The sequence below is a fragment of the Mesorhizobium sp. 113-3-9 genome, from assembly GCF_016756515.1.
GTDB lineage: Bacteria > Pseudomonadota > Alphaproteobacteria > Rhizobiales > Rhizobiaceae > Mesorhizobium.
In genome coordinates, this window is record NZ_AP023246.1 from 3767958 (window position 1) to 3787889 (window position 19932).

The window sequence follows — 19932 nt, forward strand, 5'->3', positions numbered from 1 at the left end:
CAGGGTTCGGTTCATACCGCCGCGACGAACCCGTCCAGCACGCGTTTCTGCCCTGCCTTGTCGAAGTCGATGGTCAGCTTGTTGCCTTCGATGGCCGAGATATTGCCGTTGCCGAATTTCTGGTGGAAGACGCGGTCGCCGACGCTGAAGGCGGACGGCGTGTCGGAGACGGATTTGGCGACCAGTTCGCCGTCGATGGTGCGGCCCTTTACGCTCGTGCGGCCCGCGCCGTAGCCGCTGTCGGTCTCGCCATAGCCGATGCGCTCGACCTGGTGGCCGGAGCGCGAACCCCAGTTGCGGTCGGTCGCTTCGGTGCGGTTGGCCTGCGCGCGCTGCCAGCCTGGCGTCGAATAGGTGTTGGAGAAGGCGCCGGATTTCTCCGCGCCGCCATTGCTGGCGCCAACATTGTCGAAGCGCGACGCGCCATAGGGGTTCTGGCGGCCGCCACGACCGGAGGCGAATGAGCCACCGCCGTAGGAATTGCCATAGCCGCCATAGCTATTGCCGCTTTCCGCGACCTCGACATGGGCCTCCGGCAGCTCCTCGAGGAAGCGCGACGGGATGGTCGATTGCCAGAGCCCGTGGATAAGACGGTTGGAGACGAACCAGATATGCAGGTTCTTCTTGGCGCGCGTCAGGCCGACATAGGCCAGCCGGCGCTCTTCCTCCAGCCCGGAGCGGCCGCCTTCATCGAGCGCGCGCTGGTGGGGGAAGAGGCCTTCCTCCCACCCGGGGAGAAAAACCGTCTCGAATTCGAGGCCCTTGGCCGAATGCAGCGTCATGATGGAGACGGCGTCCTGCCCGGCATTCTGCTCGGCATCCATGACCAGCGCCACATGTTCGAGGAACGAGCGCAGCGACTCGTATTCCTCCATCGAGCGGATCAGTTCCTTCAGGTTCTCCAGCCGACCTGGCGCCTCGGCCGAGCGGTCGTTCTTCCACATGTCGGTATAGCCGCTCTCCTCGAGAATGGTCTCGGCGAGCTCGGTGTGCGGCTTGGTCTCCAGCGCCTTCTGCCAGCGCTCGAAATTTGCGGCCACTTCGCGCAGGGCTGCGCGCGGCTTCGGCTTCAACTCGTCGCTTTCGGCGAGATTGCCGGCGGCCTCCAGCATCGGAATGCGCAGCGCGCGCGCCGTGTCGTGGATCTGGCGGATGGTGGCCTCGCCCAGGCCGCGCTTGGGCACATTGACGATGCGCTCGAAGGCGAGGTCGTCGCCGCCGTTGGCAACGACGCGGAAGAAGGCCAGCGCGTCGCGGATTTCCATGCGCTCATAGAAGCGCGGGCCGCCGATGACGCGGTAGTTCAGGCCGAGCGTGATGAAGCGGTCCTCGAAGGCGCGCATCTGGAAGGACGCGCGCACCAGGATCGCCATGTCGTTCAGATTATGCTTCTGGCGCTGATACGCCTCGATGGTCTCGCCGATGGCGCGGGCTTCCTCTTCGGAATCCCAGGCGGCGTGGACATTGACCTTGCCGTCCTCGGGGTCGTTGCGGTCAGTGAACAGCGTCTTGCCGAAACGGCCCTCATTGTGGGCGATGAGGTGGGAGGCAGCACCCAGGATATGCGCGGTGGAGCGGTAGTTGCGCTCCAGCCTTATGATGGTGGCGCCCGGGAAATCCTTATCGAAGCGCAGGATGTTGTCGACCTCGGCGCCGCGCCAGCCATAGATCGACTGGTCGTCGTCGCCGACGCAGCAGATGTTGACTTTGTTGTCGCTCACGGCCGCACGCGAGCTTCGCTCGCTGGCCTCCGCGGGGGCGGCCTGGCCGGCCGACGCCCGGTCGGGCTTGCGGCCTTCGGCCGATCGCATATCCGTCGACGTTGACGCACGACCGGCTTCCGGCCGCTGCGCCAAAAGCCGCAGCCACATGTACTGGGCCGTGTTGGTGTCCTGGTATTCGTCGACGAGGATGTATTTGAAGCGCCGGTGATAGTCCTTCAGCACATCCGGATTGGCGCGGAAGATGCGGATCGGGTGGCAGAGCAGGTCGCCGAAGTCGCAGGCGTTCAGTGTCTGCAGCCGCTCCTGATAGGCCTTGTAGAGCTCGCGGCCCTTGCCGTTGGCGAAGCTGCGCGCGTCGCCTTCGGCGATATCGGCCGGACCTTGGCCCTTATTCTTCCAGCCGTCGATCATCTGCGCGAACTGCTTGGCCGGCCAGCGCTTGTCGTCGAGGCCCTCGGCCTGGATCAGCTGCTTGATCAGCCTGACGACATCGTCGGTGTCGAGAATGGTGAAATCGGAGCGCAGCCCGGCAAGCTCGGCATGACGGCGCAACAGCTTGACGCCGATCGAGTGGAAGGTGCCGAGCCACGGCATGCCCTCGACATTGCCTTCGCCGATCAGGATGCCGATGCGCTGTTTCATCTCGCGCGCGGCCTTGTTGGTGAAGGTCACGGCGAGGATCTGGGAGGGGAAAGCCTTGCCGGTGGCGAGGATGTGGGCGATGCGGGTGGTCAGCACGCGCGTCTTGCCGGTGCCGGCGCCGGCCAGCACCAGAACTGGACCCTCGGTGGTCTCCACCGCCAGCCTTTGTTCTGGATTCAGCCCCCGGAGATAGTCCGGCGCATTGTTGTGGCCGCCGCGGGCAGCCATGGCGCGCGCGGCAATGCCCGACGGGGCCGTGGGCCGCGCATTGGGTTCGTCGAAAAAGGGCATGTCTTCGGAAAAGCCGGACATCTTCCCCCCGAATGTAGTGATTCGGGAGGGAAAGACCAGAACTGTCTACGTTTTGTTCTGGGTAAAGTGGCTTATCCGGCCACCTTGGCTCGCATGACGCTCAGCCCGCCGCGCATTTGCAGCCGGACCGAGAGCTGCCCGTCGGCTTGTGGCCCAAGCTTGACAGGCGAGGCGGGCGGGAGAAAGTTGCGTACCGGGCAGGAACGCAATGCCGGGTTGCCCATGGCCGCGCGAGGCGCGCAACAGTCGAAGGAGTATCATCTTGGCTGTCACCATCACCTCCCTCGTTCTCTTCCTCCTCAGTCTGGCGCTTGGCGCTGGCGGCATCTGGTTGGCCTCGCTGGGCGGCAGCTGGTACTACATCATCGTTGGCTTGGCCTTCCTGGTCGCGGCCTGGCTGCTCTACCGGCGCCGTTCCACGGCGCTGTGGCTCTACGCGGCGATCGTGCTCGGCACGCTGGCATGGGCGGTCTGGGAAACCGGCTTCGACTGGTGGGAACTCGGCCCGCGCGGCGGCATCATCGTGCTGGTGGCGCTATGGCTGCTGACGCCGTGGGCGCGGCGAGGCCTTGTCGGTCCTGACGGGCGCGCGCCGCTGATCCTGGCGGTGCTGGCCTCGCTGGCAGTGGCCGGCTATTCGATGACCACGGACCCGAAGGACATCGCCGGCGCGCTCGACACCGACAAGGTGACCCCCAACGCCAATCTGGGCAATGACGTGCCGGCCGGCGAATGGCACTTCTATGGCCGCACGCAATTCGGCCAGCGCTATTCGCCGCTCGACCAGATCACACCGGATAATGTCGCCAATCTGCAGCCGGCCTGGACCTATCGCACCGGCGACGTGAAGGGGCCGGACGATATCGGCGAGACCACCTACCAGGTGACGCCGCTCAAGATCGGCGACACGCTCTACATCTGCACGCCGCACAATTTCGCCATCGCGGTCGACGCCGCGACCGGCAAGGAAAAATGGCGCTACGATCCCAAGATCAAGCTCGACAAGGACCGCCAGCACCAGACCTGCCGCGGCGTGTCCTACTATGCCGATGCCGCTGTCGCGGCCGGCCAGCCCTGCGCGACCCGCGTCTACCTGCCGACCTCGGATGCCCGGCTGATCGCGCTCGACGCCGCCAACGGGCAGGTCTGTCCCGCCTTCGCCGAGGCCGGCACGCTCAACCTCCTGACCAACATGCCGTACCCGAAATCGGGCTATTACTATTCGACCTCGGCGCCGCTGATTGCCGGCGGCAAGATCATCGTCGGCGGCGCGGTCAACGACAATTATTCGACGCAGGAGCCGTCGGGCGTTATCCGCGCCTATGATGCGAGCACCGGCAAGCTGATTTGGAACTGGGATTCCGGCAATCCGGACCAGACGACGCCGCTGCCGGCCGGCCAGACTTACACCGCCAACTCGCCCAACATGTGGTCGACGCCCAGCGCCGACGAGAAACTTGGCCTGCTTTACGTGCCGCTCGGCAACCAGACGCCGGACCAGCTCGGCGCCGGACGCAGCGCCAATGTCGAGAAGTTCTCCTCCTCGATCACCGCGCTCGATCTCAATACCGGGCAATTGAAATGGGTGCGGCAGACCGTGCACCACGATTTGTGGGACATGGACGTGCCGGCGCAGCCGAGCCTGATCGACATCACCAAGGCCGATGGCACGATCGTGCCCGCGCTGGTCGGGCCGACCAAGCAGGGCGACCTCTATGTGCTCGACCGGCGCACCGGCGAGCCGGTGATCGCGGTCAAGGAAGTACCGGCGCCCGGCGGCGCCATCGAGGGCGACCATGCGTCGCCGACGCAGCCTTCGTCCGATCTCTCCTTCAACCCGAAGCCGCTGACCGAAGCCGACATGTGGGGCATCAGCATGTTCGACCAGCTGGCTTGCCGCATCGCCTTCCACAAACTGCGCTATGAAGGCCGCTACACGCCGCCCTCGTTGCAGGGATCGCTGATCTATCCCGGCAATTTCGGCACCTTCAACTGGGGTGGCGTGGCGGTCGATCCGGTGCGGCAGGTGATGTTCGGCATGCCGACCTATCTCGCCTTCACATCCAGGCTTGTCCCGCGCGCAGACGTGCCGGCGCCGGGCGACGACACCAAGGGCAGCGAGCAGGGGCTCAACCGCAATGAAGGCGCGGCCTATGCGGTGGTGATGGGGCCGTTCCTGTCACCGCTCGGCGTTCCCTGCCAGGCGCCACCGTGGGGGTATGTCGCCGGGGTCGATCTCAGGACCGGCACGATTAACTACAAGCACCGCAACGGCACGGTCTACGACATGACGCCACTGCCGCTGCCGCTGAAGGTCGGTGTGCCCGGCATTGGCGGGCCGATGATCACCGCCGGTGGCGTCGCCTTCCTGGGTGCCGCGGTCGACGATTATCTGCGCGCCTACGACCTGACGTCGGGCAAGCAGCTCTGGCGGGCGCGGCTGCCAGCCGGCGGTCAGTCGACGCCGATGACCTATACGGTCGCCGACGGACGCCAGTTCGTGGTCATCGTCGCCGGCGGCCACGGCTCGGTCGGCACCAAGCCGGGGGATTATGTGATGGCTTACGCGCTGCCCAAGTAGACGGGTTGCCTGGAGGCAAGCTCGGCGAATTGACGATCAGCCGAGCCCGAGATGGCTCTTCAGGCTGGGCACCGAGCCCAGCACCTGGTTGGTCAGATCGGGGCCGGCCGCGGCTTCGGCCTGCTGGACCAGTGTGGCGCCAGCCTTCTGGATCTGCGCCAGATCGAGGCCGGATGCCTTGAGGGCGGCGAGGCCGTTGACCAGCGCGCCCGCCTTCTCGCCGAGAACGCCGCCAAGCGCGCCTTGCAGCGACGACAGGAAGCCGCCACCGCCGCCGGCAGGGGCGGCGGCCATGACGTCATATTTCTGCGCCAGTGCATCGGCGCCCGGGATCTTGGCGAAGAAGGCTGAGGCGCTGGTGCCTTCCGCCTCATGCTCGAGCACCGAGAAGATAGTGCCGACGACCTTTTCCGTCGTTGCCTGGTCAAGGCCGGCCTTCTGCGAAACGGTGTTCACAATATCCTGTACGTCCATGACTTCACCTCAACCTTGGGTTTTCGTGTTTGCCGGATGGCGCTGGCGGCCGCGGATCTTGACCATGGACTTCCGGCTTGCCGCTACAACGGCCGCGCGCATCGCCAGGATGGCGGCCGCGGCAACGATAAGGCGGTTGCCAGGATCGGCGAGGGCATGGTCATTGGCGGCTTCCTTTCATATCGGGCCTTTTGGGACCGTGGCCGCGCCATGGGGCGGCCGTGCGGGCAGTTTCCCCTACTATTGTGGCAGCGCCATCAAGATTTGCCGTCGATGACCAAATTGTGATGAAGCCAAATCGGGATAATGGTGCCGCCGCTCTGCGGGAGAGACGGGATGTCACCGCGCCGTGACTGGACGATGCAAGGCCCACCCCTATCTTGCGGACGGCAGGACATCGCATCGAGACAGCGAGATCGAGGAGTGCGCCGATGACCAAATCCACCGCCACCGACAAACCCGCCATCACCCAGGCGATGATCGATGCCTATGACGAATACACGCATCTGACGCTCGACCGCCGCCGCTTCATGGAACAGCTGACCAGGCTTGCCGGATCGGGTGCCGCGGCGGCCGCGATCGTGCCGATGCTGGCGGCGAATTCCGCCCAGGCGGCAATCGTTGCCGACAACGATCCGCGGGTGAAAGGCGAGGAGATCACCTATCCGGGCAGTGGCGGCGAGATGAAGGGCTATCTGGTCAAACCGGCGAACCAGGCCGGCAAACTCGGCACCGTCATCGTCATCCATGAAAACAGGGGGCTCAACCCGCATATACGCGACGTCGCTCGGCGCGTGGCGCTGGAGGGGTTCGTGGCGCTGGCGCCGGATTTCCTGTCACCGCTCGGCGGCACGCCCGCCGATGAGGACAAGGCGCGTGACATGTTCACGAAGCTCGACCCGGCGCAGACCGCTGCCAACGCCGTGGCGACCGTCGCTTTCCTGAAGGCCGACAAGGACGGCAATGGCAAGGTCGGCGCCATCGGCTTCTGCTGGGGCGGCGGCACGGCCAACATGCTGGCCGTCAATGCGCCGGATCTCGCGGCGAGCGTCGCCTATTACGGCATGCAGCCGAAGGCCGCCGATGTTTCGAGGATCAAGGCCGCGCTGCTGCTGCACTATGCCGGCCTCGACGACCGCACCAATGCCGGCATCGATGCCTTCAAGAAGGAACTCGACGCCGCGCATGTCGACTACGCGGTGTATGTCTATGAAGGCGCCAACCATGCCTTCAACAACGACACCTCGGCGGCGCGTTACAACAAGAAGGCGGCCGATCTCGCCTGGGGCAGGACGATCGCCTTCCTGAAGCAGAAGCTGGCGTAGGACGTCAGACCGCTGGCGTCCAGACCGCCGCGAAGGCCGGCGACAAGGTGAAGCCGGCTGGACGTGTCGAAACCGGAGGCGGGCGGCGCACGCCCTCCTGCAGGTACCGCAACGCCGATGTCAGCCCGTTCATCGTATAAGGCTTGGCGATGACGCCGATCGCACCGGCGAAATGGTCGGGGATGCGCTTCGGATTGGCGGTCATGAACACCACCATCGAACGTTTCTTCTCGCCGATATAGTGGGCCACGTCGACACCGGTCGGCCCGTCGGTGAGATGGATGTCGACAAAGGCGATGTCGGCATCCGTGGACTCGACCATGCTTTTTGCTTCCGCCGAGGACGTCGCCCAGCCGACGACGCTATGGCCGGCTTCCTCGACAAGGCTTTCCAGTTCCATCGCCAACAGCGCTTCATCCTCGACGATCAGGACCTTGAGTGGTTCAGTCATGAGAGAGTCCTTTTTTGCTGCGGTTCGTTTGGCATCGAGATCACGACCGTGGTGCCGGGGCCGGCGTCACGCCATTCAATATCGGCGTGCAACTGGCGGGCGAGCGATTTGATCAGCCGCATGCCGAAAGAGGCATCGCCATTCGCTTCGGCCATGCCGACGCCATCGTCCGAGACCTCGATGTTGAAGTGTCCGTCGGGCTGGCTCATCTTGACGCCGATGCGCCCCGCTGTGGTCCCGTCCGGTCCTTCCTTGAAAGCATGCTTCAAGGCATTGGTGACGAGTTCATTGACCATCAGCGCGACAGGCGTCGCCTTCTCGGCTGAAATGACGATGGGTTCGAGCTCAAGGTTCGACTTGATCCCGGATCGCCCCGACGCCGTCAGCAGATCCGTCACCAGGTCCTTGGCGAAATCCGAGACGTCGAACCGGCTGACATCCTTCGACTGGTAGAGCCGGCGATGCACGGTGCTGAGCGCCTCGATGCGCTCCAGCATGGTGGTCAGCGAATGCCTGGTCGCCTCGTCCTGTATGGTCCGCCGCTGCATGATGATGAGCGATGAGATCATCTGCAGATTGTTTTTCACCCGATGATCCACCTCGTGCAGCAAGGTGGTCTGCGCCTCAAGGGCTGCTTCCAGTTCGGCGGTGCGTTCCTTCACCGCTTTCTCGAAGCGGTCCTTGTCGGCGGTGATGCGATGTTCCGAGCGTTTGCGGTCCGAGACGTCGAGTTGCGAGGCGAAGAAGAACTGCACTTCGCCCTTGTCGTTGGAGACAGGGCTGATGTAGAGCGCGTTCCAGAAAGTCGAACCGTCCTTGCGGTAGTTCAGGATGTCGACGCTGACATCGGCGTTGTCCTCGACCGCCGCGCGGATCTGCCCGACGGCGGCCTTGTCGGTTTTCGGCCCCTGCAGGAAGCGGCAGTTCTTGCCCATCACCTCATTACGCTCATAGCCGGTCAATCGCAGGAAAGCGTCATTGGCGAAGACGATCGGGTTATCAGGTCGCCGAGGATCGGTGATGATCATCGACATGCGGGTGGCGCGAATAGCCGCCGCGAACGGGTCGCCCTTGCCGTGCTCGACATGAAGGTCATCCGTCATGTGCCAAGCGTCGGCGGGCTCCCTGGTCCGTTTCCAGTCCATGGTGTCACTCCAAGCCGTTTTCGTAGGGGACAACGGCTCAAAGGCGAGATTGGTTCAATCTTGAGCGTCTTGTCGCAGTCAGGCGAGATCGGGAACCGACTCGGGAGTTCTACAAGCAATTGAAGATAAAGACTTTCCTGGCGGCTAACTGCTGGATGCAGGCTTGTGGAAGGCGACACCGGCAACCACCAGTGCGATGCCGAGGCAATCGATGAGGCTCGGAATCTGACGCAGCACGATGACGCCGATCAGCGTTGCCGTGACCGGCAGCAGCGACAGCATCAGCGCGAAACTCGCGCGCGGCAACCGCGACATGGCAAGCTGGTCGCAGATGTAGGGAATGACCGAAGAGCAGATGCCGACGCCGATGGCGGCGACCAGCAGCGGCGCCGAGAAAAAGGCGGGCAGGGCATCCGCGAAGCCGATCGGCAGCACGACGATGAAGGCGACCGCCATGGCGGCACCGAGGCCCGCAATGCCGTCGCCTGCGCCGGAACGGGCGACGCGGTGGCCGAGCACGATGTAGCCGACAAACAGCGCGCCGTTGAGGAAGGCCCAGAACAGACCGACGGGATCATCGGACCATCTGACGTCGATGAGCAGCAAGGTGCCGGTGACGGCGACGGCGAGGGTAGCCAGGTTGCGGGCGCTCCTGAGGCCAACGAGCGCGACGCCGATGGTGCCGACGAATTCGATCGCCGCCACCAGCGAGATCGGCAAGCGGTCCAGCGCCAGGTAGAACGAGCAATTCATCACCGCCAGGCAGGCACCGAAAGCCAGCAGCAACAGGCGCGTTGCGGGATCGGCGCGAGCGAAGCTTCGCCACGGGCGCGTCAGCGGCGCGAAGATCAGCGCCGCGGTGGCGATACGCAGCCATGCCATGCCGAGCACGCCGACATGCGGGAACAGCAGCACCGCGAAGGCCGGGCCGAGATAGTGGAAGATTGCGCTGACACCGAACCAGACATGTGGCGGCAACCTTGCCGCCAGAGTGTCGAGCACCGGCCCGTTGAGGGCAGGGCCGGCAGCCGGCGCTTGCGTCTGATCGTTCATCGGATCAGTATCGCAGGCAATTTTTCTACTTTATATGGCGAATAACCGACTGCTCCGGCAATTTCATTCCTGAAAGAAAGGATTTTTCGTTGAAACGCCTTGGAACTGAAAATGCCGACCTCGACGCGGCGGATATGAAAATCCTGCGCCTGCTGGAAAAAGATGCGCGCATCAGCACGGCGGAGCTTGCGCGCTCGGTAGGCCTGTCGGCGCCGAGTGTCGCCGAGCGCATCAAGCGGCTGCAGGAGAATGGCGTCATCGAAGCCTATTGCGTCCGGATCAATCCGGCCGCGCTTGGCCTGACGTTGTCAGCGTGGCTGCGCATCCGGCCGGTGCCGGGACAATTGTCGGTCGTCGCCGATATCATTCGCGAGCTGCCGGAGATCGCGCAATGCGACCGGGTGACCGGCGAGGACTGCTTCATCGCGCTCGCCCATGTCGGCTCGGTGGCCGAGCTCGAACGGGTAATCGACCGCATCATCCCCTATGCGATGACGAATACGGCCATCATCCAGTCATCGCCGGTAGCGGCGCGCTCGCCGCTGGCGGCGGCGAAGCGATCGCCGTGAAATGGTACGACAAAATTGGTTGGCCGGTTTTTCTCAGGCCGACGCGCCGACGCTAGGCGTGGCCGCGCTTCAGGCGGGCGCGCTTCAAAATGCTGCGCCAGCGGATCATGTCGAACGGGATCGGCTCGTTGTTGTTGGCGATATGGAAGATCTCGTTGTCGACATTCTTGAGCGAACGCCAGAAATCATAGTCCGATATGCGCGGATCAGCGGCCAGCCTGTCCACCTCGACCTTGATGTCGGTTTTCATGCACGTCCCTCGAACCGGCTTCGCCCCGCCGCTCGTAAACAAACTCTATGCGGATGGTTTTCGACCGCTCCGCTGAGTCGTTCAACGGCTCAATTGGCTTGTTCCCGTTAAAACCTCGGTAAGGTTAACGCCGGTCCAAACCCGCTTCAAGCACCGCTGCCGGTGGATATCGGGAGCTCCGCGATTTTGAGTTCAGGGTGTGGCTTTGAAGTCAGACCCAATGCCCCGCCGTGCCGAATCTGGATGGATGTCGGCTTCGCCCTACTTGTGTTTGATGCCGATCGCGCGGCCGGCGCGCTCCGGCATGGGCAGCACCGAATGGGCGGCGCGCATGGCTTCGATCTTGGCCAGAACATCGGCGGGGAAGGGCGCGACCTTCGGCCCCGCCATGTCGACATGCAGCGACAGCGTCTCGGACGTGGCGGCGAGCCAGCCGTCGACATGGCGGATTTCCTGGTAGGACCTGATCCGCTTCGCGTCATGGTCGATGAGCTGGAAGGAGACCGTGACCTTGTGGTCGAGATGCAACTCCTGGACGTAGCAGACATGGACTTCGGCGGTGTAGATGGTGAGGCGCCGTTGCTTCACATAGTCCAGTCCCACCCCCATCGCCGCGAAGGCCTCATCCGAGCAGCGGTCGAACAGGACGTTATAATAGGCCATGTTGAGATGGCCGTTGTAATCGATCCAGTCCTTCTGGATGTCCATGGGCCTGGAGACGAAGGGGGCGGGGATGGACATTGAAACTTCCTTGTTCTGGTGCTGGACAGAGCGTGGCTGCGGAGACTTTTTTGTTCTGACGCCATCCCCAGGGAAAGCGCCATGCGGTTTTCCCGGGAAAAGCGCTTCACACTTTTCCTGGAATTGCTTTAGGCATCCATAGCTGCAAAACAAGCGTGGGCGCTGGTCCATTCGCGGAGGAATTCATGGCTCTGAGCGACCTCAATCCGGTCGAACGCAACGAGGAAGGGATCGCTGCGGTCCTCGGCATCCTCAAGCAACAGTTGGGCGAGCGCTTCCAGACCGGCCAGGCCATCCGCTCGCAACACGCGCACACCACCACCTATATCCCGACGCAGGCGCCCGATGGCGTCGCTTTCCCGGAGACGACGGCCGAGGTGCAGGAGATCGTGCGCGCCTGCGCGGCGCACCGTGTGCCGGTGATCGCCTTCGGTGTCGGCTCCTCGCTGGAAGGCCACACCAACGCGCCGGGCGGAGGCATCTCGGTCGACACCTCGCGCATGAACCGCATCCTTGCGGTCAACCCGCAGGATCTCGACTGCACGGTCGAGCCCGGCGTGACACGCGAGGATCTGAACCGGCATCTGCGCGACACCGGCCTGTTCTTTCCGATCGATCCGGGCGCCAATGCCTCGCTGGGCGGCATGGCGGCGACGCGGGCTTCCGGCACCAATGCGGTGCGCTACGGCACGATGCGCGAAAACGTGCTGTCGCTGACGGCCGTCATGGCCGATGGCGAGACGGTGACGACCGGCAAGCGAGCCAAAAAGAGCTCGGCCGGCTACGATTTGACCAGGCTTCTGGTCGGTTCGGAAGGCACACTCGGCATCATCACGTCACTGACGCTGAAGCTGCAAGGCATTCCGCAGGCGATCTCGGGTGGTGTCTGTCCATTCCCGAGTGTCGAGGCGGCCTGCAACGCCGTCATCGCGACGATCCAGATGGGTATTCCGGTGGCGCGCATCGAACTGGTCAACGGGTTGCAGATGCGGGCGATGAAGAATTATTCCAAGCTCGACTATCCCGAGAGCCCATGCCTGTTCGTGGAGTTCCACGGCAGCGACGCCAGCGTTGCCGAACAAGCCGAGACTTTCGGCATGATCGCCGAGGAAAATGGCGGCGGCCCGTTCCTGTGGACCAGCGTCGCAGAAGAGCGCACCAAGCTGTGGAAGGCCAGGCACGATGCCTACTGGGCGTCGCTGACGCTGCGGCCGGGCGCCAAGGGCCTGTCGACCGATGTCTGCGTGCCGATCTCGCGCTTTGCCGAATGCGTCACCGAAACCGAGGCCGACATCGCCGAAATGGGCCTGATCGCGCCGATCGTCGGCCATGCCGGCGACGGCAATTTTCATACGCTGGTGCTGATGGATGTGAACGATCCGAAGGAGATCGCGCTCTGCGAAGAATTCGTCGCGCGGCTCAACATGCGGGCTATCGCCATGGATGGCACCTGCACCGGCGAGCACGGCATTGGCCAGGGCAAGATAGGCTTCCTGCGCCGCGAACTCGGCCACGGCGTCGACATCATGCGCACCATCAAGCAGGCGCTGGACCCGCAAAACATCATGAATCCGGGCAAAATCCTGCCTGACGTGGGGTAGGGACCATCCCGCCGCAGCCAGGAGCCGGCGCGAGGCCGGTATTCTCATGTCCAGCGGTGGCCCGGATCATATCGACGAACGACGTACCGGCTCGGCCCGATGGAGATAGCCGGTGAATGTGTCGGGAGACGTGGGCTTCGACAATTGGGTGACGATGCGGCCGACTTCGCCGCGATGATAGCCGCCATGGGTGATGACGTGCGCCAGCATCTCCTCGCGCGACATTTGCCCCAAGGCGCCGTCCGTGAAGGTAAACCGGATCGTCTCCGCCAGCGCTCCCGGTTCAACCTCTTCGACATAGCGGAGATACCACCGGTCCGTTTTGACGATTGCCTTGGACAGTTCGGCAAGGGTCGGCGTGTTGTTCGTGCCGGTGTCCCGGTAGGCGTGCTTCTTCTTCTCGACGTTCGAGGCAAATATCCGATCGACGACATGCGCGTGATTGATGGTTTCAAGGATCTCGCCGAGCTGCTGGTCGGGTAGCTCACTCTCGATCTCGGCCAGCAAAGCGAGCAATTCGTCGTCGGCCCAGCATTTGTAACGGAACAGGGATAGAAGCAGTGTCTTGCTGCTCATGATGGTCTCTCATTGGCTTGCGTTGCGGGCTTGGATAAATGTGAGCTGACAATCGCATTTTGGTGAAGACGCCCTGACATGGCTACTCGCGTTCCGGCAGAGCAGGCAAACGTGCGCAAAGCGCCGCGGCAGCAGCGTTCGCGCGCGACCGTGGACACGATTGTGGAGGCTGCGGCTCGCGTTCTGGCGCGGCGCGGCTGGGCGGATTTCACCACCAACGAAACCGCCTCCGTGGGCGGTGTCAGCGTCGGTTCGATCTATCAATATTTTCCCAACAAGCTGGCGCTGGCGGAAGAGATCCGCAAACGCCATCTCGACGCAGTGCTCGCCGCGATTTCCGGTTCGGAACAGCGCGACGGAGCGATGACGCTCGAGCAGTGTGCAGCAAAACTAATCGACGGTGTCGTCGCCGCCCATAATGTCGATCAGGACCTGCATCGTGTCCTGCTCGACGAGGTGCCGCTGGCCGCGCGCTCGACGCAGGATGAGTTCGAGGCGGAGTATCTGCGCCGCTACCAGGGCGTAATCGCATTGGCCTCGGGCAAGCCCGATCCCAAGCGGGACGAGATTGCCGGGCGTGTGCTGTCGGGCGCCGTCGAAGGGGTCGTGCATACTGCGGCGCGACATGGCGAACTCGATTCACCGGCGCTGCGGGCCGAACTCATCGAACTGGTCTGCGCGTATCTGCGCGGCCGATCCGCTAGCTGATCGGAGTGGCATCGGCTGCCCGACAAAAGGCTCGTCTTGACCGCGCCACCATTCGGACCGAACCTCCAGAGGCGGCGGGCCTGAAAGAGCAGGCACGCCAGCTGAGGAGGACTGTGATGGCCATTTCACGCAAGGAAGAAGCGCGCGCGCTGAGCGCCGATGAAAAGGAACTGGTGGAAAAGTCGCACCATCCGGCGGTGCAGGAGCTTTCCGACGCCGACCTTTCCGGTCTGGTCAAGCTGCTGCGGGAGCGGCGCGACAAGGCGCAGACCGAAGCGCACCGCCGCCGGCGTGAGATCCGCGGCAAGGGTGCGCCGAAAGGCGCTACGCCTTCAAAGGCCGATGGTGGCTCGCAGGTGAAGCTGGCGGTGCTGGCCATGGCCATGCGGCGGCTGAATGGCGAGGCCGAACGGCGGCGCCAGCTGGCAGCCCGCGTTTCCCTGGTCGGGAACGCACGCAAGGCCTTGGCCTTGAAGCAAGGTGCGCCATCGGACGGTCCGTCTCACAATTCACGGACGGCTCACAAGGGCATGCGCTCCGTGGCCAATAAGCGGGCGCCGAATCTGGTCCGGCCGGCGGAACTCGGCCGGCAGCGCAAGGCAGGCAAGGTGGCACAAGCCAAGCGCGACGCACGCTGAGGTTTTGCGGACAATAGCTGTCGGCCCGCCGCTTTACCGTGCGGCGGGAAGCTGCTCCTGCGCGTTCTGGACGAGCGTTTGCAGCAGGGGACGGGTCGGCGCGAAGAATGTCGTGCCGGTCTGCGGTGTCGAGACGTCGAGCAGCCGGTCGTAAGCCCCCGGCGGATCGCCGACATACATGCGCTGCAGCATTTTCTCGGTGACCCAGAGGTACCTGCTGTAGCCGATGAAGTAGGTGCCGAACTCGTTCTGTCCGGGCCTGCCGAACGGCATGTTGTCGCGCAATATGTCGTACTCGTTGCCGTCGGCATCCTCGATCGTGGCCAGCGACTTGTGCGATTTGCGCGGCGCGTCGTCATCATCGATCTCGATGTTGTCGATCTTGGTTCGGCCGATGATCGCCTCCTGCTCGGGCGTCGGAATGCGCCCCCATGCCTGCATATCGTGCAGATATTTCTGGACGACGACATAGCTGCCGCCGGCAAAGTCACCATCTTCGTCGCCCACGAGTGCCGAGGCGGGCAGGTCGAGGCCGGTCGGGTTGGCGGTGCCGTCGACGAAGCCGAGCAGGTCACGGGCATCGAAGTAGCGAAAGCCCGTCACCTCGTCCACGACGGTCACATCGGGACCAAGCCTGTCGAGCAGGATACGCTCGAACTCGAAGCACATGTCTGGCCGTTCGGACCGGATGTGAAAGAGGAGGTCGCCCGGTGTCGAGGGCGCCGAATGGACCGCTCCCTTGATCGGCGCGAACGGCTTCAGTTCCAGCGGCCGCCGGCCGGGGCTGAGACGGTCCCAGAGATCGCGGCCGATGCCGGCAATGCACGACAGGTGGCCACCCAGGTCGCGGAACCCGACGGTCTTGACCAGATCGTCAAGCTCGCCCAGCACGGAACAAACCTTGGCCAGGGCCGGCTGTTCCGCGGCGACCGTGACGACGAGGAAAATCGCCGATTGAGAAAGCGGAGCATCGACGCTCTGCGCATCGATCGGCACACGGTCCCAGTTCTTGCTCGACATCCGAAAATCTCCGCTTGTCCCGGATTTGTTTCAGATCGTCCGGGATGACGCAATACTGGATGAATTGCCTCTTTATCGACACGCGGATGCGGGTAGAGTGCGGCAGAATTTCAATCAACCTGTTCGGAGCTGATGCTCGCACGCCTGTTCGTGATCTTCGGTGGCTTGTTTGTGCTGGTGCTGTGCGCGGCGCTGGTGGGACCGTATTTTGTCGACTGGACCGGCTACCGCGCCCAGTTCGAGCGCGAGGCAAGCGCGATCCTCGGCCGCAAGGTGACGGTGCAGGGCGACGCCACGGCCAGGCTTTTACCATTCCCCTCGGTGACCTTCTCCAACGTCGCCGTCGCCGGTGGCCCCAACGGCCAGCCGGCCATGACCGTCGAGACGTTTTCGATGGATGCGGAACTGGCGCCCTTCCTGCGCGGCGAGGTGCTGATCTTCGACATGCGGCTGGTGCACCCGAAGGCGACCATCGATATTGCCAATGACGGCACGGTCGACTGGGCGATACGGCCGTCGTCGCCCTTCGATCTCAACCAGATCTCGATCGAGAAGCTGACGGTGACGGAGGGGCAGATCGAACTGCGCCATGCCGCGGGCGGACGCAGCCATGTCTTTTCCGAAATCAACTCGACCATCTCGGCCAAGTCGCTGGCCGGCCCATGGCGCATGGACGGCACGTTGCGGCTGGACGGGTTGCGCACCACGGTCGCGGCGTCGACCGGCAAGGCCGAAGGCAATGGCCAGATGCGGCTTCGCCTGAAGGCCGATCCCGATGCCTATCCGCTGGTCATCGAGACCGACGGCAATGCCGGCATCGTCAACGGCGCCGCCGTCTATTCCGGCCAGTTCAAGATTTCGAGTGCTGACAAGAATGGCGCCGACAAGAACAGCGCCCAACTGCGCGGCAACGATGGCGAGACGGTGAAGGTCAGCGCCGGCAAGCCCGATCCGGGCTTCCGGCTGAACGGCAAGTTCTCGCTCGACCATCAGAAGCTCGGCGTCGACGAGTTCCGCTTCGAGACCGGACCGCTGGACAATCCCTATACAGCCGACGGCAAGGCCTCGGTCGATCTCGGCCAGAAGCCCAGCTTCGCCATCGAGGCCAATGGCGCGCAGGTGCAGTTCGACGAGGCGGTCGGTGCCCAGGCCGGCACCGGCCTGACACTCGACCAGCGCATTGCCGGGCTGGAGCAGGCGCTGCTCGGGCTGCCGAAGCCGACCATACCCGGCACCGTGGAAGTGAAGCTGCCGGCGGTGGTGGCCGGCGATACGACTGTGCGTGATGTCCATCTTTCCGCCGAGCCGGTCGAAGGAGGCTGGTCGGTTAAGTCGCTCGCCGCGACCTTGCCCGGTCGCACCACGCTGGAAGCCAATGGCATGCTAAGGGTCGAGGACCATTTCGGCTTCACCGGCTCGCTGCTGCTGGCCGTCGCCCAGCCGTCCGGTTTTGCCGCGTGGCTGTCGAAGGATGTCGACGAGGCGATCCGCCGTCTGCCCGCCGCCGGCTTCAAGGCCAAGGTCGATCTCTCCGAGAAGCGCCAGGCCTTCAGCGACCTCGAACTGATCCTGGGCAAGGCGAAGTTTTCCGGACGCATCGATTCCAGCCAGCCCGACGAAGCCAGGCCGTCGGTGCTGATGCGGCTTGAAGGCGGCGAGCTTGACGTCGATGGGCTGGCGGCCTTCGCCTCGATCTTCGTCAGCGACAAGGGGGCCAACCGCTTTGCCGACCGCGATCTCGATTTCCAGATCAAGGCCGGGCCGGTCAGCGCCGGCGGGTTGACCGCCGACACGGTCGACACCGCGCTCAGGCTGCGCGATGGGCTGCTCGAAGTCGACCGGCTCTCGGTCGGCGGGCTGGCGGGCGCCTCGATCAGCGCCACGGGCCGGATCAAGGATTTCCCGGCGAGCCCCACCGGCAAGCTCGACGCTTCCGTAGTCGCTGTCGACCTCAAGCCGCTGATCGACGTTGCCGCGCAGCATTATCCCGACAATGCGGTGCTGAAGGGGCTGGCAAGCCGTGCCGCCGCCTATCCGGACCTGTTCCAGGATGCGCGTGTCGACCTTGTGGCGAGTGCCGCCGACAATGGCGACGGCACGACGGGATTGGCTGTAAGCGGGCAGGGTAACGCCGGAGGCTCGGCCTTTTCGGCTTCGCTGTCGGGGAAGGGGACGCTGGACAGACTGCTTGACGCGCCGGTGACGCTGACCTTCAACGCCAAGAACCCGGACGCCACCGCACTGCTGGCGCTTTACGGCCTGCCGGCGCTGCCGCTTGGCATGCTGGGCGAGGCACACACGGACATCCAGGCCAAAGGCACGCTTGGCGGCGGCCTGGCGACGACTTTCAGCCTTGTCGGCAATGACTTCAAGGCCGGCTTCGAAGGGACGATCGCCGATACGCCGCAAGGGCCCACCGCCAAAGGCAAGATCGACCTCGATGCCGCCGACATCGAACCCTGGCTGATGACGACAGGCATTGGCCTGCCGGGCATGGGAGCGGGCATGTCGACGTCGCTCTCGGCGCAAGGCGACTATGGCAACGGGCTGCTGGTGCTGGACAGCGTCAGCGGCGCCATCAACGAAGCGGCGGTCTCAGGCGACATCAATATCGACACCAAGGACGGCATTCCGCATCTGGCCGGCGCGCTGGCGCTCGATGAGCTCGATCTCGATCCGATGGCCGTGGCGCTGTTCGGCGATTCCGCCTTCCTTGTTGACAAGAAAAACGGGGCCGACAAGAGCGCGAGCGACAAGGCGGGCGTTTGGCCGTCCTCGCCCTTCAGCCAGAAATCCAGCCTGCCGTTCACCGCCGACCTCGACCTGACGACATCAGCCCTTGCCGCCGGACCGTTCGCCACCGCCTATGACGCCGCCTTTTCGCTCAAGCTCGACAAGGAAGGCATCCGTGTTTCGGACCTCAAGGCGAAACTTCTTGGTGGTGCGTTGACCGGCCTGTTCGAGCTGAAGAACAATGAAGGCACCGGGCTCTTCACCGGCCAGATGAAACTGGCGGGTGCCGACCTGGCGAACGTGTTGCCGGATACAGGCATTGGCGGCATCGGCGATTTCTCGACGACGCTATCGACCAGCGGCAAGTCGGTCGATGCGATGATCGCGGCCCTGTCCGGCTCCGGTACGGCGACGCTGAGGAGCTTGCAGGTCGCCGGCGTCAATCCCGATGCGTTCAGCGCCTTCCTGGCCAAGGCGGACGCGATCGGGCGCGACATCGACGTGGCCAAGACCGCCGACTTCGCGCCCGGGATCGCGGCTGATGGCAGTTTCGCCGCCAAGGATGCCGACATCGCCTTCACCATTGCCGGCGGCACGCTGCGGGCGCCGCCGATCAGCCTTGAAAACCCGGCGGCGACCCTGTCCGCCGACATCACGGCGGATCTCAACACCAGCACGGTCTCCGCCAAGGGCGCGATCACCTATCGGCCCGGCGACGAGGCGCTGGTCGGTTCGGAGCCGGTCGTCAATTTCACCGCCGAAGGGCCTTTCGGCGCCGTCACGCGGCAGTTCGATAGCGAGCCGCTGGCGCAGTTCCTGACCCAGCGCGCGCTGGAAAGAGAGCAGCAGCGCGTCGAGGCCATGCAGGCGGCGCTGCTCGAAAAGCAGAGGCTGCGGCGCGAGGTGCGCTATTACGCGGCACTACAGGACGCGCGCGACAAGGCGGCGGAAGAATTGCGCCAGCAGGAGGAAGCGGCGCGGCTGAAGGCCGAGGCGGACGCCAAGGCGAAAGCGGAGGCTGACGCCCAGGCCCAGGCTGAAGCGGAGGCGAAGGCGAAGGCCGACGAAGAGGCGAAAGCCCAGGCCGATGCCGACGCCAAGGCAAAGGCCGATGCCGATGCGAAAGCCGCGGCCGAGCAGCAGGCCGCCGACGAAGCCGCCAAGGCGCAAGCCGAGCAGGAGCGGCAGAAGGCGGAAGAAGCGCTACGCATCGCTTCGCAGGAAAAGGCCAGGCTCGAGGCCGAACGCAAGGCCGCGGAACAGGCACCCAAGGTCGACCGTGCGCCGCTGCCGGAGGCCAACGACAATCCACCGCCGGCCAAGCCGAAGTCCAATCCGTTCACGATCGACAATCTGCTGAAGTCGCTGCAGTAGGGCCGCGCAAGACGC

Annotated in this window: 17 protein-coding genes; 8 read left to right on the top strand and 9 right to left on the bottom strand. The window is 64.3% G+C overall.

Annotation, left to right across the window (positions count from 1 at the left end; genetic code table 11):
• Positions 1 to 11: 11 nt before the first annotated feature.
• Complete coding sequence (locus MesoLj_RS18255; protein WP_202327041.1) at positions 12 to 2678, bottom strand: ATP-dependent helicase; 2667 nt, start codon at positions 2676 to 2678, stop codon at positions 12 to 14.
• 262 nt (positions 2679 to 2940) lie between these two features.
• Between MesoLj_RS18255 and MesoLj_RS18260 the strand changes: the two genes are divergently transcribed.
• Positions 2941 to 5259, top strand: a complete 2319-nt coding sequence (locus MesoLj_RS18260) for a glucose/quinate/shikimate family membrane-bound PQQ-dependent dehydrogenase (RefSeq protein ID WP_274609161.1) — start codon at positions 2941 to 2943, stop codon at positions 5257 to 5259.
• 36 nt (positions 5260 to 5295) lie between these two features.
• On the opposite strand, the gene MesoLj_RS18265 is transcribed toward MesoLj_RS18260, so the two are convergent.
• Entirely contained in the window at positions 5296 to 5733 is a 438-nt protein-coding gene (locus MesoLj_RS18265; RefSeq protein ID WP_202327045.1) for a hypothetical protein, read from the bottom strand.
• A gap of 36 nt (positions 5734 to 5769) precedes the next feature.
• Between MesoLj_RS18265 and MesoLj_RS18270 the strand changes: the two genes are divergently transcribed.
• Positions 5770 to 6021, top strand: coding sequence for a hypothetical protein (locus tag MesoLj_RS18270; protein WP_202327047.1), 252 nt, complete (start codon positions 5770 to 5772; stop codon positions 6019 to 6021).
• Positions 6022 to 6164: 143 nt separating this feature from the next.
• Positions 6165 to 7058 (top strand): dienelactone hydrolase family protein, encoded by an 894-nt coding sequence (locus MesoLj_RS18275; protein ID WP_202327049.1) that lies wholly within the window; start codon positions 6165 to 6167, stop codon positions 7056 to 7058.
• Between the two features lie 4 nt (positions 7059 to 7062).
• Here MesoLj_RS18275 and MesoLj_RS18280 read toward each other — a convergent pair whose 3' ends face one another.
• The 3 genes from MesoLj_RS18280 to MesoLj_RS18290 form a co-directional block, all read right to left on the bottom strand.
• The gene (locus tag MesoLj_RS18280) at positions 7063 to 7509 is read right to left on the bottom strand and encodes a response regulator (RefSeq protein WP_140775833.1); all 447 of its coding nucleotides are present in this window, start codon (positions 7507 to 7509) and stop codon (positions 7063 to 7065) included.
• Positions 7506 to 8654 carry a histidine kinase dimerization/phosphoacceptor domain -containing protein gene (locus MesoLj_RS18285; RefSeq protein WP_140775834.1) on the bottom strand — a complete coding sequence of 383 codons (1149 nt, stop codon included), beginning with the start codon at positions 8652 to 8654 and terminating at the stop codon, positions 7506 to 7508. Before MesoLj_RS18285 ends, MesoLj_RS18280 begins: the two co-directional genes overlap by 4 nt.
• Positions 8655 to 8798: 144 nt before the next feature.
• Positions 8799 to 9707 (bottom strand): EamA family transporter, encoded by a 909-nt coding sequence (locus MesoLj_RS18290; protein ID WP_202327051.1) that lies wholly within the window; start codon positions 9705 to 9707, stop codon positions 8799 to 8801.
• Between the two features lie 89 nt (positions 9708 to 9796).
• Here MesoLj_RS18290 and MesoLj_RS18295 point away from each other — a divergent pair, with 89 nt between their 5' ends.
• Positions 9797 to 10276, top strand: a complete 480-nt coding sequence (locus MesoLj_RS18295; RefSeq protein ID WP_202327053.1) for an Lrp/AsnC family transcriptional regulator — start codon at positions 9797 to 9799, stop codon at positions 10274 to 10276.
• A 52-nt stretch (positions 10277 to 10328) separates the two neighbouring features.
• On the opposite strand, the gene MesoLj_RS18300 is transcribed toward MesoLj_RS18295, so the two are convergent.
• Together MesoLj_RS18300 and MesoLj_RS18305 are read right to left on the bottom strand one after the other, a co-directional pair.
• On the bottom strand, positions 10329 to 10526 hold the full coding sequence (locus MesoLj_RS18300) for a hypothetical protein (protein WP_015317249.1): 198 nt from the start codon (positions 10524 to 10526) through the stop codon (positions 10329 to 10331).
• Between the two features lie 261 nt (positions 10527 to 10787).
• Positions 10788 to 11267 carry a thioesterase family protein gene (locus tag MesoLj_RS18305; protein ID WP_202327055.1) on the bottom strand — a complete coding sequence of 160 codons (480 nt, stop codon included), beginning with the start codon at positions 11265 to 11267 and terminating at the stop codon, positions 10788 to 10790.
• A gap of 185 nt (positions 11268 to 11452) precedes the next feature.
• Here MesoLj_RS18305 and MesoLj_RS18310 point away from each other — a divergent pair, with 185 nt between their 5' ends.
• Entirely contained in the window at positions 11453 to 12868 is a 1416-nt protein-coding gene (locus MesoLj_RS18310; RefSeq protein ID WP_202327057.1) for an FAD-binding oxidoreductase, read from the top strand.
• A 66-nt stretch (positions 12869 to 12934) separates the two neighbouring features.
• Here the strand turns inward: MesoLj_RS18310 and MesoLj_RS18315 are convergent, their stop codons facing one another.
• Positions 12935 to 13444: a DinB family protein gene (locus tag MesoLj_RS18315; protein WP_202327059.1), complete on the bottom strand. Its 510-nt coding sequence runs from the start codon at positions 13442 to 13444 to the stop codon at positions 12935 to 12937.
• Between the two features lie 111 nt (positions 13445 to 13555).
• Between MesoLj_RS18315 and MesoLj_RS18320 the strand changes: the two genes are divergently transcribed.
• Both MesoLj_RS18320 and MesoLj_RS18325 read left to right on the top strand, forming a co-directional pair.
• On the top strand, positions 13556 to 14152 hold the full coding sequence (locus tag MesoLj_RS18320) for a TetR/AcrR family transcriptional regulator (RefSeq protein ID WP_202327063.1): 597 nt from the start codon (positions 13556 to 13558) through the stop codon (positions 14150 to 14152).
• 116 nt (positions 14153 to 14268) lie between these two features.
• Positions 14269 to 14790 (top strand): hypothetical protein, encoded by a 522-nt coding sequence (locus tag MesoLj_RS18325; RefSeq protein ID WP_140775841.1) that lies wholly within the window; start codon positions 14269 to 14271, stop codon positions 14788 to 14790.
• A 33-nt stretch (positions 14791 to 14823) separates the two neighbouring features.
• Here MesoLj_RS18325 and MesoLj_RS18330 read toward each other — a convergent pair whose 3' ends face one another.
• Positions 14824 to 15810 (bottom strand): Dyp-type peroxidase, encoded by a 987-nt coding sequence (locus MesoLj_RS18330; RefSeq protein ID WP_202327065.1) that lies wholly within the window; start codon positions 15808 to 15810, stop codon positions 14824 to 14826.
• Positions 15811 to 15942: 132 nt separating this feature from the next.
• On the opposite strand from MesoLj_RS18330, the gene MesoLj_RS18335 reads away from it, so the two are divergent.
• The gene (locus MesoLj_RS18335) at positions 15943 to 19917 is read left to right on the top strand and encodes an AsmA family protein (protein WP_202327067.1); all 3975 of its coding nucleotides are present in this window, start codon (positions 15943 to 15945) and stop codon (positions 19915 to 19917) included.
• Positions 19918 to 19932 lie beyond the last annotated feature (15 nt).